This is a genomic window from Solwaraspora sp. WMMA2059 (assembly GCF_027497315.1).
Lineage (GTDB): Bacteria > Actinomycetota > Actinomycetes > Mycobacteriales > Micromonosporaceae > Micromonospora_E.
Map to the genome: position 1 here is coordinate 1,448,023 of NZ_CP114908.1, position 18,935 is coordinate 1,466,957.

Below are 18,935 nucleotides of genomic sequence, written 5' to 3' on the forward strand. Positions count from 1 at the left end.
TCCGATATGTGACATTGACGTGGGCCCTCGCTGGGTCGTACGTTCATCATAAGAACCACCGTTCGGTCAGCGAACACCCCTGACCGGCTCAACCTCGAACCCATCCCCCTGGAGGTCCCATGCGACGGCCCCTCGTCGCCCTCACCCTGGCTGCCGCGCTGCTGGTCACCGCCGCCTGTGGTTCCGACTCGTCCACCGACGAGGCCGGCGGCACCGAAGAGGTCACCGACGTCACCGTCGGCATCATCCCGATCGTCGACGTCGCGCCGATCTACCTCGGTGAGGAGAAAGGCTTCTTCACCAAGCGCGGCATCAACCTGACCATGGAGAGCGGTCAAGGTGGTGCCGCCATCGTCCCCGGCGTGGTCAGTGAGCAGTTCCAGTTCGGCTTCAGCAACGTGACCTCGCTGCTCACCGCGCAGACAGCCGACGTGCCGGTACAGATCGTGGCCAACGGTGTGGCCTCGACCGGCAACCCCGAGGCCGACTTCGGCGGCGTGGTGGTCCGTGGGGACAGCCCGATCCAGACCGCCGCCGACCTGGCGGGCAAGAAGGTCGCGGTGAACACGCTGAAGAACATCGGCGACACCAGCGTCCGCGAGTCGGTACGCAAGGCCGGTGGCAACCCGGACGAGATCGAGTTCGTCGAGATGGCGTTCCCGCAGATGCCGGCCGCCGTCGAGGGCGGCCAGGTCGACGCCGCCTGGATGGTCGAGCCGTCGCTCGCCATCGCCAAGGACGCCGGTGGCCGGGTCGTCGCCTGGAACTTCGTCGACACCGCCCCGAACCTGACCGTCGCGGTCTACTTCACCAGCACCAAGCTCGCCCAGGAGAACCCCGACCTGGTTGCGCGGTTCCAGGAGGCGATGGCCGAGTCGCTGTCCTACGCCAACGCGCACCCCGACGAGGTGCGCACAGTGCTGCGCAGCTACACCGACATCGACCAGGCGATCCTGGACGCGATGACGCTGCCGATGTGGCCGGCCGAGATCAACCGGGCGTCGATCGAGCGGGTCGCCGAGCTCGGTCTCGCCGACGGTGTCTTCGAGTCCGAGCCCGATCTGGACGCGCTGCTGCCGTGACAGCGGTCGACAACACCCCGGTCGGGGCCGGCTCCGCCGGCCCCGACCGGGGCACGTCAGCAACAGCCCACCGGGCCGCACCCAGCCGGCGACGCCGACCACCGACAGCGCTGCTCGGCGTCGCCGGCCTGGCCGGCCTGCTGGTCCTGGTGCAGGTCCTCCCGTCGACCCCGCTCGTCTCGGCGCGCTACCTGCCGCCGGCCACCGAGATCCTCGCCGCCCTGGTCGAGCTGCTCGGCGACGGTGCCTTCTGGTCGGCACTCCGTGACACGCTGACCGGCTGGGCGATCGGCCTGGCCATCGCGGTCATCGCCGGCATCGCGCTCGGCGTGGTCATCGGTTCGGTGCCGGCCCTGCGCGCGGTCACCGCCTCGACCATCGAGTTCCTGCGGCCGATCCCGTCGGTCGCGCTGATCCCGCTCGCCGTGCTGCTCTACGGCACCGGCCTCGAATCCACCCTGCTGTTGGTCGTCTACGCAGCGTTCTGGCAGGTGCTGGTCCAGGTCCTGTACGGCGTACAGGACGTCGACCCGGTCGCCGACGAGACCGCCCGCAGCTACGGCCTCGGCCGGTGGGCCCGAATCCGCCACGTCGTCTGGCCGACCTCGCTGCCGTACGTGATGACCGGTGTGCGGCTCGCCGCCGCCGTCGCCCTGGTGCTGGCGATCACCGCGGAACTGGTCATCGGCGCTCCCGGGCTGGGCAGCCGGATCGCGGTCGCGCAGACCTCCGGCGCCGTTGACCTGATGTACGCCCTGGTGGTGGTCACCGGACTGCTCGGCGTCGGGATCAACCTGATCGCCCGCGCGGTCGAGCGGCGGGCACTGTCCTGGCACCAGTCGATGCGCGGCGAGGTGATCGTGTGAGGGCGGCCGGGGTGCTGAAGCGGGCCGGGCTGGTCGTCGCGTTGCCGGCCGTACTGCTCGCCGTCTGGTGGTTCAGCAGCGCCGGTAGCACCAGCTTCTACGCGCCGCCGCTGAGCAGGATCCTCGGCTCCTTCGCCGAGACCTGGACCGTCGAGCGCCTGCGGGCCGACGTGCTGCCCAGCCTGCTGCGGCTGGCCGCCGGTTACGCGGTGGCGGTGTTCGTCGGCGTCGCGCTCGGCGTACTGGTCGGCAGCATCCGTACCGTGCGGGCCACGCTGGAACCGGTGCTGGAGTTCTTCCGGGCCATCCCGCCGCCGGTGCTGGTGCCGATCATCATGCTCTTCGCCGGCATCGAGAACACCATGAAGATCGTGGTGATCGCGGCCGGCTGCGTCTGGCCGATCCTGCTCAACACCGTCGAGGGCGTGCGCGCCACCGACGAGGTGCTCTCCGACACGGCCCGCTCCTACGGCCTCAACGGCCCGGCCCGGCTGCGGCACCTGGTGCTGCCGGCGGCCAGCCCGCAGATCGCCGCCGGCATGCGCCAGGCACTGTCGATCGGCATCATCCTGATGGTGATCAGCGAGATGTTCGCGGCCAGCAACGGTCTCGGGTTCACCATCGTGCAGTTCCAGCGCACCTTCGCGATCCCGCAGATGTGGACCGGCATCCTGCTGCTCGGTCTGCTCGGCTTCGCCCTGTCGGTGCTCTTCCGCTTCGTCGAGATGCGGGCGTTGGCCTGGTACCACGGCCTGCGCCAGGCACAGCGCGGCACATGATCCGCTGCCCGGCGCGGCCGGCCGACGTGGCGGCGCCGGAAACGACAGAGAGGTAACGAGCCCATGCTCGATGTCCAGGGCCTGCGCAAGGTCTACGACGGGCGGCAGCGCCAGGTCGAGGCGGTGCGCGACCTCACCTTCACCATCGAGGACGGCGACCTGGTCTGCCTGGTCGGCCCCTCCGGCTGCGGCAAGACCACCCTGCTCAAGTGCATGGCCGGGCTGCTGCCGCCGACCTCCGGCGAGGTCCGGCTGCGCGGTAGGCCGATCACCGGGCCGCCGCCCGGCATGGCGGTCGTCTTCCAGGAGTACGGGCGCAGTCTGTTCCCGTGGATGAGCGTGCGGGACAACGTCGAGCTGCCGCTGCGGCAGAAGCGCATCGCCCGGGGCAAGCGCCGGGAACTGGTCGACGAGGCGCTGGCCGCCGTCGGTCTGGCCGACACCCACAACGCCTATCCGTGGCAGCTGTCCGGCGGCATGCAGCAGCGGGTGGCGATCGCCCGCGCGGTCGCGTACCAGCCGGATGTGCTGTTGATGGACGAGCCGTTCGCGGCGGTCGACGCCCAGACCCGCGCGGACCTGGAGGACCTGATCCGCCAGCTGTGGCAGCGGCTCGGGGTGACCATCCTGTTCGTCACCCACGACATCGACGAGGCGGTCTACCTGGGGCAGCGGGTGCTGATCCTGTCCTCGTCGCCGACCGTGGTGCAGGAGAGCCTGCGGATCGACCTGCCGGACGACCGCGACCAGCTGCACACCCGCGCCGAGCCGCGCTTCACCCAGCTGCGCGGGCACGTCTACGAGCAGATCCAGGCGGCCAAGCGGGGGCAGCGACCACCCGCCCAGGCCGGCCGGCCCTGACCCTTTCCGCCCTTCCGAGGAGGACCGAGATGCCCGTCGCCTATCTCGTCGCCGGGGTGCGTACGCCGTTCGGCCGCTACGCCGGGGCGCTCGCCCCGGTGCGTCCGGACGACCTGGCCGCCCACGTGATCCGCGAACTCGTCGCCCGGCACCCCTCGGTCGACTGGGACGCCGTCGACGACGTGGTGCTCGGCTGCGCCAACCAGGCCGGCGAGGACAACCGCAACGTGGCCCGGATGGCGGCGCTGTTGGCCGGCCTGCCGACCGGGACCAGCGGCACCACGGTGAACCGGCTCTGCGGTTCCGGGCTGGACGCGGTGGCGATCGCCGCCCGTTCGGTGGTAGCCGGCGAGGCGGACCTGGTTGTCGCCGGCGGGGTGGAGAGCATGAGCCGGGCGCCGTTCGTGCTGCCGAAGGCGGCCACGGCGTACGCGCGCACCGCGGAGATCCACGACACCACGATCGGCTGGCGGTTGGTCAACCCGCTGATGCGGGCCGGCTGGGGCACCGACTCGATGCCGGAGACGGCGGAGAACGTGGCCGCCGAGTACGGCGTGGATCGGGCCGCGCAGGACGCCTTCGCGCTGCGGTCCCAGCAGCGGGCCGCCCAGGCCCAGGCGAGCGGCCGACTGGCCACCGAGATCGTGCCGGTCGAGGTGCCGCAGGGCCGTAAGGGCACGGTGACCGTGTCGGTCGACGAACACCCCCGGCAGACTTCGCTGGAGAAGCTGGCTGCTCTGCCGACGCCGTTCCGCTCCGGCGGTACGGTGACCGCCGGCAACTCCTCCGGGGTCAACGACGGCGCGGTCGCGCTGCTGGTGGCCAGTGACGCCGCCATCCGGCGGTACGGACTCACCCCGCTGGCCCGGGTGGCCGGCGCCGCCACCGCCGGCGTCGAGCCCCGGGTGATGGGCATCGGGCCGGTACCGGCCACCCGTCGGTTGCTCGGTCGACAGGGTGTCAAAATGTCCGAAGTGGATGTTGTGGAGCTCAACGAGGCGTTCGCCGCGCAAGCGGTGGCGGTACTGCGGGAGCTCGGTTTGCCGGCCGACGCGGAGCATGTCAACCCGAACGGTGGGGCGATCGCCCTCGGGCACCCGCTCGGGGCCAGCGGGGCGCGGCTGGCCCTGACCGCAGCGCTGGAGCTGGGGGCCCGCGACGCAGACCGGGCGCTCTGCACGATGTGCATCGGGGTCGGGCAGGGTATCTCGCTGCTGCTCGAGTCGGCCAGCTGAGATGGTGTCGATCCGGTGGGCGGATCTCGGGCCGGATGAGGGCAATGTCGTGAACCTGCCAACGGTGCACATTCCACCGTCGCGGCGTTAGCATTGGCCGGCGCCCGGTGCGGACGGCTGGTGCCCGTGCCGACCCGCCCGTCACGCCTGGGCCGACGTGGACGTCGCGAACGAGCTGGAGGCAGGATGGCGGAGCAGGCCAGTGGAGTCCCGTCCGGAGTCGACCTGAGTCGTCCCAGCGCCGCCCGGGTCTACGACTTCTTCCTCGGCGGGGCCCACAACTTCGAGGTCGACCGTCAACTCGCCGAGCAGATCGCCGCGATGACGCCGCACCTGGCGGAGACCATGCGGGCCGGTCGGGCATTCCTACGCCGCGCCGTGCGGACGCTGCTCGCCGACGGCGTCGACCAGTTCCTGGACATCGGCTCCGGTATCCCGACGGTGGGCAACGTCCACGAGGTGGCCCACGCGGTCAACCCGGCGGCCACCGTGGTCTATGTGGACATCGACCCGGTGGCCGTGGCGCACAGTCGGAGCATCCTGGCCGAGGTGGGCCGGGCCGCCGTCCTGCAGGCCGATCTGCGCGAACCGGAGGCGATCTGCGCCCAGGCCGCCGCGACCGGGCTGGTCGACTTCACCCGGCCGGTCGGCATCCTGCTCGCCGGGGTGGCGCACTTCGTGCCCGACGCCGACGATCCGCAGGGCGTCCTGCGGCGGCTGCGAGCGACCGCGGCGGTCGGCAGCTACCTGGTGATCTCCCACGCCACCTACGAGGACCAGCCACCGGAAGTGCTGGCCGCGCAGCGGTTGTCGGCCCGGACCGACACCGAGATCACGCTGCGCTCGCGAGCCGAGGTGGCCGCGATGTTCGGTGACTTCACCATCGTCGAACCGGGGGTGGTCCACCTGCCACTGTGGCGGCCGGACACCGACGCCGACGTGGACGCCCACCCGGAGCGGTTCGGCGCCTTCGGCGGCGTCGCCCGCCTGGACGCCGCCGCGGTCTGACCATGGCGACGTCCGCGACGGGCGATGGCGGTGCCGATCCCGAGGGCGCGCGACGCTTCGCCCGGGACTGGGCGACCGCCGCCGCCGGGCTCGGCTATCTGCCGTTGAGCCACGCCGAGACCGCCGACATCCTGCACGGGCACACTCTGCGGCTGGCCGCGGCGGTGCTGGCCGGGACGTTCGACGGCCAGGCCGGCCGGGATGTCGGGCGCTGGCTGGTGGAGGGCCACCTGACCGAACCGGCCGTGCTGGGCTGGACCGTCCAGGCCCTCGGCCAGGGCTTCCTGCCGCTGGTGCTACCGCAGCTGGCGACGTCGGCACCGGCCCGGGAACGGATCAGCCACCTGCAGGGCGGGCTCGCCGAGGAGTACGCCCGGGCACTGCGCAACCGGACCTTTGCCCAGCAGTCCAGCATCCGGCAGGCGGCCTGGTCCGCCCGGGACGCGGCCGAGCAGGCGCTGCGGGACAGCGAAGTGCGGTTCCGGGCGGTCTTCACCGGCGCGGCGATCGGCATCGGGCTGGCCGACCTCGACGGGCGGATCATCGACGTCAATCAGGCGTTCGCCGACATGCTCGGCTACACCATCGCGGAACTGCGGGAGATCAACGTCGGGCAGCTGTTCCACCCGGACGACGCGCCCGGCATGTACCAGTTCTACCTCGAACTTGTCGAGGGCAAGCACGACCGCGCCCGGGTAGAGAAGCGTTACTACCGCAAGGACGGCGCACCGATCTGGACGGACCTCGCGGTGTCGCTGATCCGCCACGACGACGGCCGACCCCGGTTCACCGTCGCGATGGTCGAGGACATCACCGACCGCTACGAGCTGCAGGAGCGGCTGCGTTTCCAGGCCGAGCACGACCCGCTGACCGGGCTGCCCAACCGGGTGCTCTTCTTCGACCGGCTCGCCCAGGCGTTGGCCGACCCGGACGGACAGGTCGGCGTCTGCTTCCTGGATCTCGACGGGTTCAAGTCGATCAACGACGGGCTCGGTCACGACATCGGCGACCAACTGCTCGCCGTGGTGGCGCGGCGGCTCGCCGGCAGCGCCGCCGACGCCGGGCACCTGGTCGCCCGGATGGGCGGCGACGAGTTCGTGATCCTGGTGACCCGTTGCACCGGCACGCCGCAACTGGTCGGTGTCGCCCAGTCCGCCCAGTCCGCGCTGGCCGCACCGATCCAGGTCGATGGGCACCAGCTGACCGTCTCGGCGAGCATCGGGGTCGTCGCCTCGCCCACGGCCGGCACCACCCCCACCGAGGTGATGAAGGCCGCCGACACCACGCTGTACTGGGCAAAGGCCGACGGGCGAGGCCGGTGGGCCGTCTTCGACCCGGTACGCGGCGCACGCGACGCCACCCGCTCGGCGCTCGCCGCCGCACTGCCGGCCGCGCTGGACCGTGGCGAGTTCGTCGTCGAGTACCAGCCGATCACCCGGCTGTCCGACCGGACGGTGGCCGCCGTCGAAGCGCTGGTCCGCTGGCAGCATCCGACGCTCGGCCGGCTCAGGCCGGACCGGTTCGTCGCCCTCGCCGAGGAGACCGGGCTGATCGTCAGGCTCGGCCGGTGGGTGCTGGAACAGGCGTGCCGGCAGGCGAGCCGGTGGCGGGCCGAGCACCCGCAGGCCCCGATCGTGGTCAGCGTCAACATCTCCGCCCGCCAGGTCAGTGATCCGCAGCTCGTCGGGGAGGTGGCCGGGGCGCTCACCCGGACCGGTCTGCCACCGGAGCTGCTGCAGCTGGAGCTGACCGAGAGCGCGGTGATGGCCTCCGGCGGTGAGCCGCTGCCGGCGCTGCGCCGGCTGGCGGGGCTCGGCGTCCGGTTGGCCATCGACGACTTCGGCACCGGCTACTCCAACCTCGCCTACCTGCGGCGGATGCCGATCCACGTGCTCAAACTCGCCGGTCCCTTCGTAGAAGGGATGCGGGTCGCCGGTCCGGAGGGCGACCGCGACGAGCGGATCGTTGACGCGCTGGTCCGGCTGGCCCACGCGCTCAACCTGACGGTCACCGCCGAGGCGGTGGAGACCGGTGAGCAGGCGGACCGGCTGGTGGCCCTCGGCTGCGACCAGGCTCAGGGCTGGTACTTCGGCCGTCCGGTGCCGGCCGGGGAGATCACCGAGCGGTTGTCGCGTGGCCCGGATCGACCCGCAGCCGGACAGTGAGGTCGACGGCCCCGTCGTGGGCGAGCCGGTCGGCCGTGTCCCGGCCGAACCGCACCAGATCCGGCACGGGTACGCCGTACGGCCGCTGCCCGGCGTACGGCGCGATCCGGTCCGCGGCCCTGGCCAGCAGCCGCGCCGCACCGGCCAGGTTGCCCCGTCGCGCATGGGTGAGCCCGACCGCCAGCTGCGCCAGCCCGCGCCAGAACTCCCGCTCCACCGGCGGGGCCGCCTTCCAGGCCGACTCCAGCACCTCGTGGGCGTGGAACGGCCGGCCGGCGTCGAGCAGCCGCTGCGCCTCGTCGAGCGCGTCGTGCGGGGTGAGCACCAGGTCGTCGGGCATGGTCGGTACGCCCGACGCGCCCGGCGGCAACGGCCGACCCAGCTCGTCGCGCGGCCGGGCGTTGCGTGGCCGTCCCGCGGGGTCGCGGTCCCGCTCTGGACGGTGGTCACCTGGCGACAGACGGGCCATCGGTCAACAGTAGTGCGGGCGACGGGGCCGGCTGGTCAACGGGTACCGGCCACCGGCAGCTCGCCGAACCTGACGTCGCCTTCGCGTACCAGGTCCGCTGGCAGCCGGGTACCCCAGCGCGGATCGAGGACGACGGCGAGGGTCTCCTGGCCGGTCAACGCCGTCGGTAGTGGTGTGCTCCGGGCCGGGCCTCCTCCGCAACGGGCCAGATCCAGCCGGATCAGGGTGCCGTCGGCTCGGTGGTACCGCACGGAGCGGCCACCGAGGCAGGTGCCGGCGCCATCGTCGAAGATGACCGTGCCGCCGCCGGCCAGTGGGTAGCAGATCTGGCCGGCGGCGCAGCCTGCCGCCAGTGCTTCCTCCGACAACTGGTCGGGCGACACCGAGAACCGGATCAGCAGGGGCCCGTCTCCCCGGTCCAGCTGCAGCTGCACCGCCACCGCGCCGGCCGACCCGGCCGGGTCGACCTTGGCGTACCCGCTTGTCCGGCCGGCCGGCAGCAGCCGGGTGAGCAGTTCCACCGCGCCCGCCGCGGTGGCCGGTGCGGTGGTGCCGGCGGCGACCGGCGGTATGTCGAGATCCCACACCTCAGCGACCGGACAGTTGGCCACCTCGGTGGGCGCGGCCGGCAGCGCGGTGACGGTGGACGAACTGCCGTTGACGTCACATCCGGGTCGGACCGTCGGCTCCCCGGCGGCCGGCGGCACAGGTTCGATGCTCGTCGCCTCGGCCAGATCCGCGCCGGGGGTGACCGACCAGGCCGGTGCCACCGGCTGACCGACGCCCGGCGCACCGACGTCGGCCGGTGCGCCGCCCGGCACCGGCAGCCCGCCCCCCACCACCGCCGGAACCAGCAGGACGGCGCCCGTCGCCAATGCGGCGGCGATCCCGATGCCGGCGGCCCGTCGGTTGCGGCGCTGCCGCCCCAGGCGTACCGACTCGGCGACCAGATCCCCGATCGGTGGGGCCGGCCGGGCGGCCAGCTCCTGTTCCAGCAGCCGCCTCATCTCACCTGCCACGGTGACCGCCTCTCCGGTGCCGCTGGCCATGTCTGTCGGCGCCGGCGCGGCGCCCGTACCCGGCATGACGTCCCGGCCAGGCGGTCCGGTGACAGACAGCGCCGCAACCAGAGCGGGCCGGCGACCTCCCCGGGCGGGTCGCCGGCCCGGCCGCCCGACCTGGTACCCCACCGTCCAGATCCGGCGGAACCGACCCTGGCCACCCCGCAGCTCAGCTGATGTTCTTCGACCAGCATCCATGATCTGCCAGCCTTCTCCTGACCGCCCGGTCGACCACACGTTACGTTCGAGCGGCGCCGGGGTAGGAGGCGACCCACGCCGCATGACTGGGCCCGGCCCGGCCGGCGGGCGTGGCGGGGCTCCGCAGGTGGACGCGGTGGCGGCGGCCGGGTGACGGGTTCGACGAGCGAGGGTGGCCAGCGATGACAGAGGGCGAGCGGTCGGTCGGCGCACCGATGGTGCCGGCTCCTCGACCGGCCGTCCCTGCTTTGCTCGCCGCGGCCCTCGGCCGGGCCGGCGAGACCAACCGGCTGATCCGGGAGCGCGACTGGAGCCGCAGCCCGCTCGGCGCGCTGGGCAGCTGGCCGGCCAGCCTGTGCCAGGCGGTCGGCATGATGCTCTCGTCGCAGGCCCAGATCGTGCTCTACTGGGGGCCGCAGCTGCGCGCCTTCTACAACGACGCCTACCTGCCCACGATCGGCGCCAAGCATCCGGCCGCCCTGGGCGAGCCCGCCGCCGAGCACTGGTCGGAGCTGTGGGACGTGCTGGAGCCGCTGTTCACCGGGGTGGTCGAGAGCGGGACCGCCTACCGCGGCACCGATCATCCGTTCCTGCTCGAACGGCACGGCTTCCTCGAGCAGACCTACTTCGACGTCTCCTACGACCCGCTGCTGGTCGAGGACGGCAGCGTCGGGGGTGTCTTCTGCATCGTCAGTGAGACCACCGGGCGGGTGCTCGGCGAGCGTCGGATCCGTACCCTCGCCGGGCTGGGTAGTCGGTTGTCCGATCTGCAGAGCCAGGCCGACCTACGCCGTGGTGTGCTGGAGGTACTCGACACCTGCCACGATGACATCCCGTTCGCCCTGCTCTACCTCGGATCGGATGCGGACTCCGCGCGACTGGCCGGCTGCACCGGCGTCGCGACGCAGACCGTCATCGCGCCGACGCAGCCGAGCCCGGGCGACGCCCCGGCCGCGCTGTTGGACGCCCTGCGTGGCGGTACCGTACAGACCGCCCGGGCGGCGGACTTCGTCGCCGCACCACCGGACGCCGCAGCACCGGAGGTGCTCGTCCTGCCGATCTGCGCGGCGACCGACCCGGTCGGTGCGCTCGTCCTCGGCCACAGCCGGCACCTGCCGTTCACCAGTGACTACCGCGACTTCCTCGACCTGATCACCACCCAGATCTCCAGCGCGGTCAGCCAGCAGCGGGCCTATCTGCACGAGCGGGCCCGAGCCGCCGAACTCGCCGTGATCGACCAGGCCAAGACCGACTTCTTCGCCAACGTCAGTCACGAGTTCCGGACCCCCCTGACGTTGCTGCTCGGCCCGATCGAGGACCAGCTTGCCGACGCGGGCCTGCCGGTGGCACACCGCGAGCGGGCCGAGATGATGCACCGCAACGCCCTTCGCCTGCTCAAGCTGGTCAACACCGTGTTGGACTTCTCCCGGCTGGAATCCGGCCGGGCGCGGGCAGCGCTGCAGCCGGTCGACCTGGCCGACTTGACGAACCGGTTGGCCAGCACGTTCCGCTCGGCTGCCCAGCGGGCCGGGCTGGACCTGGTCGTGCAGTGCCCGCCGCTGCCCGGGACCGTGCAGGTTGACCCGGACCTGTGGGAAAAGATCGTCCTGAACCTGCTGTCCAACGCGGTGAAGTTCACCTTCGACGGCACCATCACCGTGCGGTTACGGGCGCTCGGCACGTCGGTCGAGCTGGCTGTCGCCGACACCGGGGTCGGTATCCCCGCCGCCGACCTGCCGCATCTGTTCGAGCGGTTTCACCGGGTGGCCGGCACCCGGGCCCGCAGCCACGAAGGCACCGGGATCGGGCTGGCGCTGGTCCGGGAGCTTGTTCAGCTGCACGGCGGGGCCGTCGCGGTCCGCAGCGAACCGGGTCAGGGCAGTGTCTTCACCGTCGAGATCCCGGTCGGCGTCGGGCCGACCCCGCCGGCCGGCCCGGTCGCCGATTCGGCGACCGGCGAGGACTCCGAGCGGCCGGCCGGGCGCGACGAGGTCGGCGACACCAGACAGCTGTACCTGGCCGAGACGCAGCGGTGGAGCGTCGGGCCGGCGCGGGAGGTGACCGAGCAGCCACGGGTCGACCAGTCCGTCGGGCGGATCCTGGTGGCCGACGACAACGCCGACCTGCGCGACCACGTGACCCGGTTGCTGGCACCGCACTGGCAGGTGGTCGCAGCGGCCGACGGTGCCGCGGCGCTTGCCCTCGCCACCCGTACCCCCTTCGATCTGATCCTGACCGACGTGATGATGCCGGAACTGGACGGTTTCGGCCTGGTCACCGCGTTGCGCGCGGACCGGCGGACGCGGCATGTGCCGATCGTCGTGCTCTCCGCCCGGGCCGGGCCCGAGGCCGCCGTGCTAGGGCTGTCCGCTGGCGCCGACGACTACCTGGTGAAGCCGTTCGCCGCGCAGGAACTCGTCGCCAGGGTGCGGGCCAACGTCGAGCTGGGTCAGCTGCGGGGCCGGATCATCCACCAGCTGCGGGCCCTCGCCGACGCCGCCGTCGCGGTCAACACCGCACAGACCACCAGCGAGGTGCTGCGGGTCGCGGTCGAACACGTGCAGCGGCTGGTCCGGGCGTCGAAGGTGGTCGCCACCGCACCGGGTGCCCGCTACGAGGCGGACGGCGGCGGCCAGCCCTCCGCCCACCCGGCGACGGTCACCCCGTTCATCGGCGCCGACGGGGAACGGCTCGGCGAGTTGTCGGTCTGGCCGTTCGACGGCGTCGGCGCCGACCCGGACATCGACGAGGCGGCGCTGGCGGAGTTCGCCCGGATGGTCGGGCTGCGGCTGGGCAATGCCCGGCTGTACGAGGCGGAGCACCGCATCGCCAGCACCCTGCAGCACAGCCTGCTGCCCCAGACGCTGCCCAGGGTGCCCGGCGCGCTGATCGCCAGCCGCTACCTGCCCGGCAACGCCGAGGCTGAGGTCGGCGGCGACTGGTACGACGTGGTGGAGGTCGGCGGCGGTCGGCTGGTCCTGGTGATCGGCGACGTGGTCGGCAAGGGTGTGAACGCGGCGGCCACCATGGGTCAGCTGCGTAACGCGCTGCGGGCGTACCTGCTGGAGGGCTTCTCGCCCGGTGACGCCCTCACCCGGCTGAATCGGCTGGTCACGACGATGGGCCGGCGTTCCCTTGCCACCGTGCTCTGCCTGTGGCTCGAGCCGTCCAGCGGTGTGCTGCGGTACGCCAGTGCCGGCCATCCGCCACCGGTGGTGGTTGACGGCGCAACGGCCGAGCTGCTGCACGAGCGGGCGCTCGGCCCGCCGATCGGGGCGATCCGGGACAGCCGCTACGACACGGCGACCGATCGGCTCGACATCGGCAGCCGACTGATCTGCTACACGGACGGGCTGATCGAGGACCGCACCAGGGGCATCGACGCCGGGCTGGACCAGGTCCGGGCCGACGCCCGAGCCGGCGGCGATCACGTCGAGGAGATCGCCGACCGGCTGCTGCGCCGGGTGGCCCGCCGGCCACGTCGCGACGACGTCGCGGTGCTGGTGCTGGAGGCGACCGAGCTGGACCGCCTCAGGATGCGGCTGCCGGCGCAGGCGCGGGCACTGGCGCTGCTGCGTCGACGGCTGGCGGACTTCTTCGCCGCGCACCGGATCGGCGACACCGACCAGTTCGATCTGACGGTGGCGATCTCCGAGGCGGCGGCCAACGCGATAGAGCACCCGGTCACCCCGGCGCAGCCGGACATCTGGCTGGAGGTTGGTATCGACGGGGACCACCTGGTCGCCAGCGTCCGGGACAGCGGCGGTTGGCGGGAGGACTCCGACATCGGGTTCCGGGGTCGGGGACTGGCGTTGATCGCCGCCCTGGCCGAACTGCGGATCGACCGGGACGGGCAGGGCAGCGAGGTCACGTTGCGCCGTCGACTGGATCCCCGACCGGATCCCTCCTGACCGCCCGGACCGGGCCGCCGGTCGGTGTCAGTCGGCGGCCAGCCACGGCTGCCCGCCGAGGCCGGAGATGTCCAGGACCCGGCGGACCTGCCGGGACGGCAGCACCGTCAACGCCTGCGGGTAGTGGTCGGTGAGCTGGAGCAGCGCGTGGATGGCCGCCGAGTCGAAGAACGAGACCGTACGCAGATCGAGGGTCACCTTGCCGGCGTCCTCGTGGATCGCGGCCCGGTACATGCGATCGGCGGTGGCCATGTCCACCTCGCCGGTGACAGTGACGGTCAGACGGTCACCGTCCAGGTCACTGGTGGCGGAGAAGTGCTGCTCCTGACCCTGCTGATTCACGAACGTTAAGATGGCACAACTGTGCGGATCCGGCAAGATTCGGCGGTAAAAGGTCGACTGCCCAGCGTGATGGTGGTGGCCCGGTCGCCGGCCGGTTGGGTCGGCACCGACGGCGCTAGGCTGGACGCATGACCTCCGTCCGCGCTCCGCTGACCCCTGGAAAGATCTCGCCGTGGCGGCCGGTGCCGGCGCACATCACCCGGCCGGAGTACGTCGGTCGCAAGCAGCCCGCGCCCTGGCGGGGCTCGCACGTGCAGTCCCCGGAGACGATCGAGCGGATGCGGGTGGCGGGTCGGCTCGCCGCCCGGGCCGTGCAGCTCGCCGGTGAGCACTGCAAACCAGGGGTGACCACCGACGAGATCGACGCGGTGGTGCACGACTTCCTCTGTGACAACGGCGCCTATCCGTCGACCCTGGGCTACAAGGGGTTCCCCAAATCCTGCTGCACCAGCCTCAATGAGGTCGTCTGCCACGGCATCCCCGACTCCACGGTGCTGGCCGACGGCGACATCGCCAACGTCGACGTGACCGCCTACATCGGCGGGGTGCACGGCGACACCGACGCGACCTTCTGCGTCGGCGAGGTCTCCCAGGAGGCCCAACTGCTGGTCGAGCGGACCCACGAGGCGATGATGCGGGGCATCCGGGCGGTGGCCCCGGGGCGGCAGATCAACGTGATCGGCCGGGTGATCGAGTCCTACGCCCGTCGGTTCGGCTACGGCGTGGTACGCGACTTCACCGGCCACGGCATCGGTGAGGCGTTCCACAGCGGGCTGTACGTTCCGCACTACGACAGTCCACGACCCACGGACGTGATGGAACCGGGAATGACGTTCACCGTCGAGCCGATGATCACGCTCGGCACGCACGAGTACGACATGTGGCGGGACGGCTGGACGGTGGTCACCAAGGACCGCCGGTGGACCGCCCAGTTCGAGCACACGATCGTGGTCACCGAGGACGGCTTCGAGATCCTCACCCTGCCCTGACCGGACCGGGGCCCAGCAGACTGGTCTCACAGTGGTCGAGCCAGCGGATCTCCGCCTCCGCCCGGAACAGCATCGCGTCGAGCACCAGCCGGCCGACGCGGTCGACGTCGGCCGACCTCGCTCGGGCACGGGTCAGCTCCCGTACCGCGTCCAGGGTCGCCGCCCGTTGCGCCGCGACCACCCCGCGTACGTCCGCCCGGGGTGTGCTCAGCGCGAGGGCGATCTTCACCGTCAGCTCGTCGCGGCCTTGGCCGACGCGGCCCACCGGGCTGCTGAACCAGCCGGCCAGCGCGTCCCGGCCGGCGTCGGTGATGGCGAACGGTCGCTGCCCGGCCGCGTTGCCCGCCAGCGCGTGCACCAGCCCGTCGCGTTCCAGCCTGCTGAGCGTGGTGTACACCTGACCGATGTTGAGCGGCCACGCCCCGCCGGTGGCCTCCTCGAAGGCGGCCCGGAGCTGGTACCCGTGCATCGGGCCCCGGTCGAGCAGCGCGAGCAGCCCGTGGCGGATCGACATGCCAGCTGAGTATGCATACCGGGTAGGTGGGCGGCAACCGGGATCATGAATTGCGGTTCCGGTCGCGGGATTTCCGGTCGCGCGTCAGCCTCGCTTCAGCCGGGCCGGCCCGGCCAGGTCGGTACGGCCGGTGTGACGCCGGCCGCCTGTCGCCAGCGGGTCGCGCGGACCGCGTACTCGATCAGGACGGTGAGGGCCGCCTCACGGTCCGCGCCGGAGGTGACCGGCAGCACCGCCCGCCAGACGGCGGCGGCCCGCTCCTCCACCTCGGCGGCCAACCGCAGGGCGCTGGTCGTGTCGGTGACCGGGAACGGCAGCTGATAGGCCGGGTCGACCGGCGGTGCGGCGGCGCCGATCCGCAGGATCAGCTGGTCGCGCCGGTCCCGGTGGGCGGCCTCGGCGTCCCGGGCCCGGCCAGCGGCGTCGCCGTCGAGCTGGACCCCGAGTACGCCGTAGGCGAAGATCGCCGCGTACTCGGCGGCGAGTGCCTGCTCCCACCCGTCAGCCACGGTCTCTGCTCCTTCTGATCCGGTGATGCACGCTCAACGCAGCACCTCAAGGTGGCAGGTGCGGGCGGCGGCGATCGAGCCCAGTAGTGCGGCCCGGTCGGCAGCGGCGGTGTGGCACGCGGCTGCGGCCTCGGTTGCGGCAGCCTCCTCCGCGGACCGCAACGCGGTGAGTACGGCGGCCCGGTCGCCCGGCGGGGCCGAGGTGCCGGGCCCCGGTACGGCCGTGCCCGGGTCGGTGGGTTGGCCGCCGGGGGCGGCGGTCGTCGGGGCCGGTAGGGCGATCCCGGTCAGCCGGCTGAGCTCCTCGGCGTGCGCCCGGTGGGTGGCGACGACCGGGGTCAGCAGCGGGCCGAGTCCGGCCGCCGTGGTCATCGCGGCGTCGTAGCGACCTACCAGCTCCAGCGTGGCGGCGAGCAGGCCGGCGAGTGGATCCGGCTCCGGTTCGGGCTCCGGCTCACCGCCGAGCAGGCCGCATCCGGCCAGCCCGGCCGGGACGGCGAGGGCGACGGCCGCTCCGACGGCACCCCGGATCACTCCGCGTCGGCTGCAGCCGCTGGCCGCAGAGGTGGCCGGGTGCGCGATCCTGCCGATCGCCCGCCGGCCTGGTTGGTTCGCGAACACCGGACCAGTCAACACCATCGACGCCGCGTTCGGTCCGCGCCTCCCGGGATCGGCCCGGCCGGAGCCTATCCGGAAAGTTCTGTACTCGCGACTCAGTGTGGTCGTCGCTGTCCCGGGTGGCTACCCGTATCCGCGTGCGGTCGGGTGTCCGGTTTCCTCGGTGCGCCGGGGGGTCGATCGCCTCGGCCGCGCGTTACGCTCTGCCCAGTCGCGTCGGAGTAACATCCGGCGGCACCGCTGGTGTCGCGTCGAGCGGCCAACGAAGAAGATAACGGTGGAAGGGTGCGGAGATGACACAGCGTGACCGCGCTGGTGGCAGGTCACCCGGTTCCCGCGCCCGTCGGGCCGCCGCCACGCGGCCCCGTCCGGACGGCACGCAACGGCCCCAGGTCGCAACTGCGGCCCGGCGTGACCGGTTGCGTGCGATCGTCGAGCCAGTGGTCCGGGCTGCCGGCTTCGACCTGGAGGACGTCTCGGTCTCCCGGGTGGGTCGTCGATACCTGGTCCGGGTGATCGTCGACGCCGACGGCGGCGTCGGGCTCGACTCGGTGGCCGAGGTGTCCCGCGCGGTCTCGGTGGCCCTGGACGAGGCCGAGTCGGTGGCCGGCGCGGAGCTGATCGTCGGCGAGTACCAGCTCGAGGTCAGTTCCCCCGGCGTGGACCGGCCGCTGCGGTTGTCCCGGCACTGGCGCCGCAACGCCGGCCGGCTGGTGCGGGTGACCGTGGCCCAGCGCCAGGTGACCGGCCGGATCGTCACGGCCGACGATGAGTCGGTGGAGCTGGACGTCGACGGTGACGTGCAGCGGTGGCCCTACGACGACCTCGGCCCCGGGCGGGTCCAGGTGGAGTTCAACCGCCTCGACGAGGTCGTCGACGACGACCCGGCGGATGTCGACGACCCGTCCGACGACGACGAAGTGGAGGACGAGGAGAGGTGAACATCGACCTCGCGGCGCTGCGCGCACTGGAGCGCGAGCGGGAGATCCCGTTCGACACGATTCTCGCGGCTATCGAGGCCGCGCTGCTGACCGCGTACCGGCACACCGAGGGCGCGCAGACCCATGCCCGGGTCGAGATCGACCGGCGCAGTGGGATGGCGCTGGTCTACGCCCAGGATCTCGACGCCGAGGGCGCGGTGCTGCGCGAGTGGGACGACACCCCGCACGATTTCGGGCGGATCGCCGCGATGACCGCCAAACAGGTGATTCTGCAGCGGTTGCGGGAAGCAACCGACGAAGTTCACTTCGGGGAGTACGCCGGGCGCGACGGTGACCTCGTCACCGGGGTGATCCAGGCCCATGAGGCCCGCACCGAGAAGGGGATCGTCACCGTCGACCTGGGCAAGTTGGAGGCAGTGCTGCCGGCCGCCGAGCAGGTGCCGGGTGAGACCTACCCGCACGGCCAGCGGATCCGGTGCGTGGTGGTGCACGTGGCCAAAGGGTTCCGGGGGCCGCAGATCACCCTGTCCCGTTCTCACCCCAATCTGGTCAAGCGGCTGTTCGCGCTGGAGGTCCCGGAGATCGCCGACGGCACCGTGGAGATCGCGGCGATCGCCCGGGAAGCGGGCCACCGGACCAAGATCGCGGTACGGTCGACCGCTTCCGGGGTCAACGCCAAGGGTGCCTGTATCGGTCCGATGGGCCAGCGGGTGCGGGCGGTGATGAGCGAACTGCACGGCGAGAAGATCGACATCATCGACTGGTCCGACGACCCGGCCGCCTTCGTGGGTAACGCGCTGTCGCCGGCGAAGGCGTTGCGGGTCGAGGTGGTCGACGCGGCCACCCGTACCGCCCGGGTGACGGTGCCGGACTTTCAACTTTCGCTGGCCATCGGCAGGGAGGGGCAGAATGCCCGGCTTGCTGCCCGATTGACCGGCTGGCGGATCGACATCCGACCGGACACCGAGGCCGGTTCCGCTGGTCGGGATCCGGCTCCGGAACCGGGCGGCGCGGTCTCTGGCGCGTCGGGGTAGACTTTTCTCGTGGTACGACGTGCGTTGCCGGTGCGCACCTGTGTGGGCTGCCGACGACGTGCACCGGTTCACGAGCTGCTACGGGTTGTCGTAGTCGCAGGCGAGGACGTGTCGCGCCTGCGACCTGATCCGATCCGTGGTTTGCCGGGGCGGGGTGCGCACCTGCATCCCGGTCCGGCATGTCTGGAGCTGGCACAGCGGCGTCGCGCCTTCGGGCGGGCGCTGCGGGTGTCCGGTGTCGTTGACACCGGCGAGCTGGCCGAGTACATCAGCACGTCAACCGCTACGTCCGGTCATCCGGCCGGACGAGGGTCGCACAGCAAGGTAGGACGACCGACATGAGCACACGATGA

18 protein-coding genes are annotated in these 18,935 nt (G+C 72.2%); 12 read left to right on the forward strand and 6 right to left on the reverse strand.

The window, feature by feature from the left end; translation table 11 throughout:
* Positions 1 to 119 precede the first annotated feature (119 nt).
* From O7553_RS06590 to O7553_RS06620, 7 genes are all read left to right on the forward strand, one after another.
* Positions 120 to 1,082: an ABC transporter substrate-binding protein gene (locus O7553_RS06590; RefSeq protein WP_281553955.1), complete on the forward strand. Its 963-nt coding sequence runs from the start codon at positions 120 to 122 to the stop codon at positions 1,080 to 1,082.
* Positions 1,079 to 1,948: an ABC transporter permease gene (locus O7553_RS06595; protein WP_281553956.1), complete on the forward strand. Its 870-nt coding sequence runs from the start codon at positions 1,079 to 1,081 to the stop codon at positions 1,946 to 1,948. The genes O7553_RS06590 and O7553_RS06595 overlap by 4 nt, the downstream gene beginning before the upstream one ends.
* Positions 1,945 to 2,727, forward strand: a complete 783-nt coding sequence (locus tag O7553_RS06600; RefSeq protein ID WP_281553957.1) for an ABC transporter permease — start codon at positions 1,945 to 1,947, stop codon at positions 2,725 to 2,727. The genes O7553_RS06595 and O7553_RS06600 overlap by 4 nt, the downstream gene beginning before the upstream one ends.
* Before the next feature lie 63 nt (positions 2,728 to 2,790).
* Positions 2,791 to 3,588, forward strand: a complete 798-nt coding sequence (locus O7553_RS06605) for an ABC transporter ATP-binding protein (RefSeq protein WP_281553958.1) — start codon at positions 2,791 to 2,793, stop codon at positions 3,586 to 3,588.
* A gap of 29 nt (positions 3,589 to 3,617) precedes the next feature.
* Positions 3,618 to 4,823: a 3-oxoadipyl-CoA thiolase gene (gene pcaF / locus O7553_RS06610; protein WP_281553959.1), complete on the forward strand. Its 1,206-nt coding sequence runs from the start codon at positions 3,618 to 3,620 to the stop codon at positions 4,821 to 4,823.
* Between the two features lie 186 nt (positions 4,824 to 5,009).
* Entirely contained in the window at positions 5,010 to 5,831 is an 822-nt protein-coding gene (locus tag O7553_RS06615; protein ID WP_281553960.1) for an SAM-dependent methyltransferase, read from the forward strand.
* Positions 5,832 to 5,833: 2 nt separating this feature from the next.
* On the forward strand, positions 5,834 to 7,996 hold the full coding sequence (locus tag O7553_RS06620) for an EAL domain-containing protein (RefSeq protein WP_281553961.1): 2,163 nt from the start codon (positions 5,834 to 5,836) through the stop codon (positions 7,994 to 7,996).
* Here the strand turns inward: O7553_RS06620 and O7553_RS06625 are convergent.
* Both O7553_RS06625 and O7553_RS06630 read right to left on the reverse strand, forming a co-directional pair.
* Positions 7,947 to 8,465 (reverse strand): DUF309 domain-containing protein, encoded by a 519-nt coding sequence (locus O7553_RS06625; protein ID WP_281553962.1) that lies wholly within the window; start codon positions 8,463 to 8,465, stop codon positions 7,947 to 7,949. The two genes, O7553_RS06620 and O7553_RS06625, sit on opposite strands and share 50 nt — an antisense overlap.
* Positions 8,466 to 8,500: 35 nt before the next feature.
* Complete coding sequence (locus O7553_RS06630) at positions 8,501 to 9,484, reverse strand: hypothetical protein (protein ID WP_281553963.1); 984 nt, start codon at positions 9,482 to 9,484, stop codon at positions 8,501 to 8,503.
* A 422-nt stretch (positions 9,485 to 9,906) separates the two neighbouring features.
* Between O7553_RS06630 and O7553_RS06635 the strand changes: the two genes are divergently transcribed.
* Positions 9,907 to 13,635, forward strand: coding sequence for a SpoIIE family protein phosphatase (locus O7553_RS06635; RefSeq protein ID WP_281553964.1), 3,729 nt, complete (start codon positions 9,907 to 9,909; stop codon positions 13,633 to 13,635).
* 27 nt (positions 13,636 to 13,662) lie between these two features.
* Here O7553_RS06635 and O7553_RS06640 read toward each other — a convergent pair whose 3' ends face one another.
* On the reverse strand, positions 13,663 to 13,977 hold the full coding sequence (locus O7553_RS06640) for an STAS domain-containing protein (protein WP_281553965.1): 315 nt from the start codon (positions 13,975 to 13,977) through the stop codon (positions 13,663 to 13,665).
* Positions 13,978 to 14,105: 128 nt separating this feature from the next.
* Here O7553_RS06640 and map point away from each other — a divergent pair, with 128 nt between their 5' ends.
* Entirely contained in the window at positions 14,106 to 14,966 is an 861-nt protein-coding gene (gene map, locus O7553_RS06645) for a type I methionyl aminopeptidase (RefSeq protein ID WP_281553966.1), read from the forward strand.
* Here the strand turns inward: map and O7553_RS06650 are convergent.
* The 3 genes from O7553_RS06650 to O7553_RS06660 all read right to left on the reverse strand — a co-directional run bounded on the left by O7553_RS06650 (position 14,953) and on the right by O7553_RS06660 (position 16,610).
* The gene (locus O7553_RS06650; protein ID WP_281553967.1) at positions 14,953 to 15,480 is read right to left on the reverse strand and encodes a PadR family transcriptional regulator; all 528 of its coding nucleotides are present in this window, start codon (positions 15,478 to 15,480) and stop codon (positions 14,953 to 14,955) included. The genes map and O7553_RS06650 overlap by 14 nt on opposite strands.
* A gap of 95 nt (positions 15,481 to 15,575) precedes the next feature.
* On the reverse strand, positions 15,576 to 15,989 hold the full coding sequence (locus O7553_RS06655) for a ferritin-like domain-containing protein (RefSeq protein WP_281553968.1): 414 nt from the start codon (positions 15,987 to 15,989) through the stop codon (positions 15,576 to 15,578).
* Between the two features lie 33 nt (positions 15,990 to 16,022).
* On the reverse strand, positions 16,023 to 16,610 hold the full coding sequence (locus O7553_RS06660) for a hypothetical protein (RefSeq protein WP_348650095.1): 588 nt from the start codon (positions 16,608 to 16,610) through the stop codon (positions 16,023 to 16,025).
* A 290-nt stretch (positions 16,611 to 16,900) separates the two neighbouring features.
* On the opposite strand from O7553_RS06660, the gene rimP reads away from it, so the two are divergent.
* Genes rimP through O7553_RS06675 form a run of 3 tightly spaced genes read left to right on the forward strand, consistent with a single transcriptional unit; the run spans position 16,901 to position 18,924 of the window.
* Positions 16,901 to 17,548 carry a ribosome maturation factor RimP gene (gene rimP / locus O7553_RS06665; RefSeq protein WP_281553969.1) on the forward strand — a complete coding sequence of 216 codons (648 nt, stop codon included), beginning with the start codon at positions 16,901 to 16,903 and terminating at the stop codon, positions 17,546 to 17,548.
* A complete protein-coding gene (nusA, locus tag O7553_RS06670; RefSeq protein WP_278167954.1) occupies positions 17,545 to 18,582 on the forward strand; it encodes a transcription termination factor NusA in 1,038 nt (345 codons plus the stop codon). Before rimP ends, nusA begins: the two co-directional genes overlap by 4 nt.
* A 42-nt stretch (positions 18,583 to 18,624) precedes the next feature.
* The gene (locus O7553_RS06675) at positions 18,625 to 18,924 is read left to right on the forward strand and encodes a YlxR family protein (protein ID WP_281555502.1); all 300 of its coding nucleotides are present in this window, start codon (positions 18,625 to 18,627) and stop codon (positions 18,922 to 18,924) included.
* The last annotated feature ends 11 nt before the right edge of the window (positions 18,925 to 18,935 follow it).